Source organism: Mycobacterium sp. (assembly GCF_052144515.1).
Classification (GTDB): domain Bacteria; phylum Actinomycetota; class Actinomycetes; order Mycobacteriales; family Mycobacteriaceae; genus Mycobacterium.
The window spans coordinates 1-3,162 of record NZ_JBKQQD010000562.1 but is presented as its reverse complement, the minus strand read 5'-3'; the positions used below and the strand labels follow the sequence as shown (position 1 = coordinate 3,162).

Sequence of the window (3,162 nt, the reverse complement as noted above, 5' to 3'; positions counted from 1 at the left end):
TCACCGACGTGCTCGCCGCATTGCCGGACAGCCGCCGCGCGGTGGTCGCCCCGTTGCTGCTGGCCAGCGCCTACCACGCACGCCTCGACATCCCCCAGCAGATCGCCCGCGCCGGCGCCCACGGCATCCGGCGGGCGGGCGTCCTGGGTGAGGACAATCGGCTGGTGTCGGTGCTGCGCGGACGCCTCGCCGAACTCGGGGTTTCGCCGCTCGACGACGACCTCGGCGTGATGGTGGTGGCGATCGGGTCGTCCAACGCCGCGGCCAACGCCCACACCGCGCGGGTGGCGTCCAAGCTGGCCTCAGGCACCCGATGGGCCGGCGCGACGACCGCCTTCGCCACCCGAGGCGAGCAGTCGGTCGCCCGCGCCGCGGGCGATCTGCGCCGCCAAGGCGCCAGCCGGCTCGTCATCGCGCCGTGGTTCTTGGCGCCGGGGCTCCTGACCGACGGGGTGTCGAATTTCGCCCGGGACAACGGCATTCCGATGGCGGCGCCGCTGGGCGCACACCGGCTGGTCGCCGAGACCGTGCTCGACCGCTACGAGCAGGCGTTGGCCGAACACCGGGCCGCCTAAATGCTTGGCCAACGTCGAGGGCCTATTTCGTCTCCTGATTCATGATGTAGCTCAGCAGATCTCGTATCGCCCCGGCGGGCGGCGTCCGCCCGCCTACCCAAATAGCGCGGAAGTTGCGTCGTTAGTCCAACTCGGGAATGGTGATCGCGCGCAGCCGGCCCACCGCCAGGTCGTCGGCCACCGCCAGCCGGCTCATGGCCGCCGGACCCGCGCCCGCGAGCACTGCGGCCCGCATCGCCGCAGCGGACGCCAATTCGAGCACGGGCTGCGCTTGTTCCATGTCGTCGCCCAGTACGTGACGCAACGCCACCGTCAGCGAATCGCGGATGCCCGAATGCGGTTCGCGGGTAACCAGTGCGGTTTGCGCGAGTTCACGAGCTGTCACGGCCCGTGATCGTCGAGTCCACTTGTGGCCCGGCGGCACCACGATCACCAGTTCGTCCCCGCCCACCACACAACTTCCCAAACCCTTGGGCGGGCCGGGATTCTCGACGAATCCGAGATCGACGCCGCCGTCGCGCACCGAGGCGATGGCGTGCTCGCTGTTCGTGGCGGTCAGGACCACTTGGGGGAGGATGCCGCCGCGCCGCGTCGCCTCGGCCTGCAGCGAAAGCAGCCAGTGCGGCATCACCTGTTCGGCGATCGTCTGGCTGGCCGCCACCCTGATTCGTTCGCGGCCTTCCTTGCGCAGCGCGCCCAGACCCGCATCGATGTCGTTGGCGACTTCGAGCAAGCGGGACGCCCACTCGGCGACGATGAGGCCGGCGGGCGTGAGTTCCGAGCCACGCGTCGTCCGGACGGCCAGTGTCACCCCGATCTGTGCCTCCATGTACGCGAGCCGCCGGGACACGGCCTGCTGGGTCATCCCGAGCTCCCGGGCGGCGCGGCCGAGGCTGCCCGTCTCCGCGATCGTCAAAAAAACCTCGAACGAGGCGAGTTCGGGCATTCGAGCGCTGAGCGGCATGCTGGTCAACTCACAATCGGGTAGGGTCGCCACAACCATAGCTTGTGACCCCACAACACAGTAACCTCTACTCGCGCGTCCCCCGGCCGGGCAACCATGGAAACCACGGAGACGCCTCAGCGCCCGCGGGTAAAGTCGGCCAGCCCGAACGAGCTCCTGCGGTTCGGGCGCAGCGACCAAGGAAGGAAAGCACCCATGACATACGTCGTCGCGGAACCGTGCGTCGACATCAAAGACAAGGCATGCATCGAGGAATGCCCCATCTACGAGGGTGCCCGCATGCTCTACATCCACCCCGACGAGTGCGTCGACTGCGGCGCCTGCGAGCCGGTGCGCCCCGTCGAGTCCGTCTACTACGAAGACGACGTGCCCGGCGAGTACAGCCAGTACACCCAGATCAATGCGGACTTCTTCAACGAACTCGGTTCACCCGGAGGCGCCGCGAAAGTTGGCCTGACCGAGAACGACCCCCCTGCGGTGAAGAGCCTGGAAAGCCGGGCCGAGGCGAGTTAGGTTCCTGCGCCTGGTCTCGCCCTTCAACGGGGCACGTCACTTCCATCGCTGGGAGTCGGGATGCGACGAAGTGCCCGCCTTATAGCGACAAGTCACGAAACGGTCGACGCGTCAACACAAACTGTCGCTATGAGGTGGGCACAAAGTGTGTCTCCTTTTTCAGAGACGCATGTGGCGGATGTGACTCTACACCGCCATGAGCGACGCCAGCGTGGCGCGGGGCACCGAAACCTGCTGCGGACCATCGACTTCCGCAAGCACCTGCCCCTGGCCGAAGAAGAAGATCACGGCGTCGTCGGTGATCGCGAAATTCTGATACGCGTCGGTACCCAGGTCCCCGAACGGTGACGGCCCCAGCTCGCGTGCGACAACAGGATTCAGGACGTCCAGCGGCTTGGTGCCGGGCTTGAACAGCGTGTCGAACGTGATCGGGACGCGCCTCCCGAGGTCGTAGTTGAATGCCTTGAACGAGCCCACCGGGTGGGCACCGAGGTCCTCGTTGATGTCCAGCACCAGGGTTTGGGTGCTTGAAGTGGCCGACCGGTACGCCGTTCCCGTGATCGTCAGCAGATACGACGGCCGAGCGCGCGGGGGGTAGGCCTGGGCATCCGTCGTCCACTCGTCGCGGGTGTGGATCAGGTAGTCGGCCAGTGGCTGCTGGTCGGGATAGCTGACCGGATAGCTCAAGTCGAGGGTGTAGTTGCCGGTGACGACGTGGCCATGGCAGATCTGGTCTTGGCCGACCGTTCCGCCGAGCTCGGCGCACGCCGACTGCGCCCCGGCCGTCCCGCCGCCCGACCAGCCGACCAGCCACCAGGCGGCCACCGCCGCGAGACCCCGTAGGCGCATCCCGGTAAGCATGCCCCGACCGCAATCGGGAGGTGGGCAAATCGGCGCACCGGGCCCGCCTCGTAAGGTGACCGCATGCAGAGAGATCGAATCCTTCACCTCGTCCGGCAGGTCGGATCGCTGATCGTCACGGCGGTCACGGCCACGTCGACCCTCAACGCTTACCGCCCGCTGGCGCGCAGCGGATACCTGTCGATCTTCTCGTGGATGTTCGGGCTGGTGGTCACCGAGCTGCCGCTGCAGACCCTGGCGAGCCAGCTC

3 protein-coding genes and 2 pseudogenes are annotated in these 3,162 nt (G+C 67.5%); 3 read left to right on the top strand and 2 right to left on the bottom strand.

Annotated elements, in window-relative coordinates:
* Positions 1–575: sirohydrochlorin chelatase (locus ACLP9N_RS38540; protein ID WP_442412313.1), on the top strand; the 575-nt coding region annotated here is incomplete at its 5' end.
* 22 nt (positions 576–597) lie between these two features.
* On the opposite strand, the pseudogene ACLP9N_RS38535 reads toward ACLP9N_RS38540, so the two are convergent.
* A pseudogene (locus ACLP9N_RS38535) lies at positions 598–1,539 on the bottom strand (LysR family transcriptional regulator).
* Between the two features lie 195 nt (positions 1,540–1,734).
* Here ACLP9N_RS38535 and fdxA point away from each other — a divergent pair.
* On the top strand, positions 1,735–2,052 hold the full coding sequence (gene fdxA, locus ACLP9N_RS38530) for a ferredoxin (RefSeq protein WP_442412312.1): 318 nt from the start codon (positions 1,735–1,737) through the stop codon (positions 2,050–2,052).
* 186 nt (positions 2,053–2,238) lie between these two features.
* On the opposite strand, the gene ACLP9N_RS38525 is transcribed toward fdxA, so the two are convergent.
* A complete protein-coding gene (locus ACLP9N_RS38525) occupies positions 2,239–2,901 on the bottom strand; it encodes an esterase (protein WP_442412311.1) in 663 nt (220 codons plus the stop codon).
* Positions 2,902–2,976: 75 nt separating this feature from the next.
* On the opposite strand from ACLP9N_RS38525, the pseudogene ACLP9N_RS38520 reads away from it, so the two are divergent.
* Positions 2,977–3,162 (top strand): annotated as a pseudogene (locus ACLP9N_RS38520) (alpha/beta hydrolase); the annotation flags it as partial.

Excerpts from the sequence above, each read along its gene's own strand:
- ACLP9N_RS38525 (WP_442412311.1), bottom strand. The coding sequence starts at position 2,901 with ATGCGCCTACGGGGTCTCGCGGCGGTGGCCGCCTGGTGGCTGGTCGGC.
- fdxA (WP_442412312.1), top strand. The coding sequence starts at position 1,735 with ATGACATACGTCGTCGCGGAACCGTGCGTCGACATCAAAGACAAGGCA.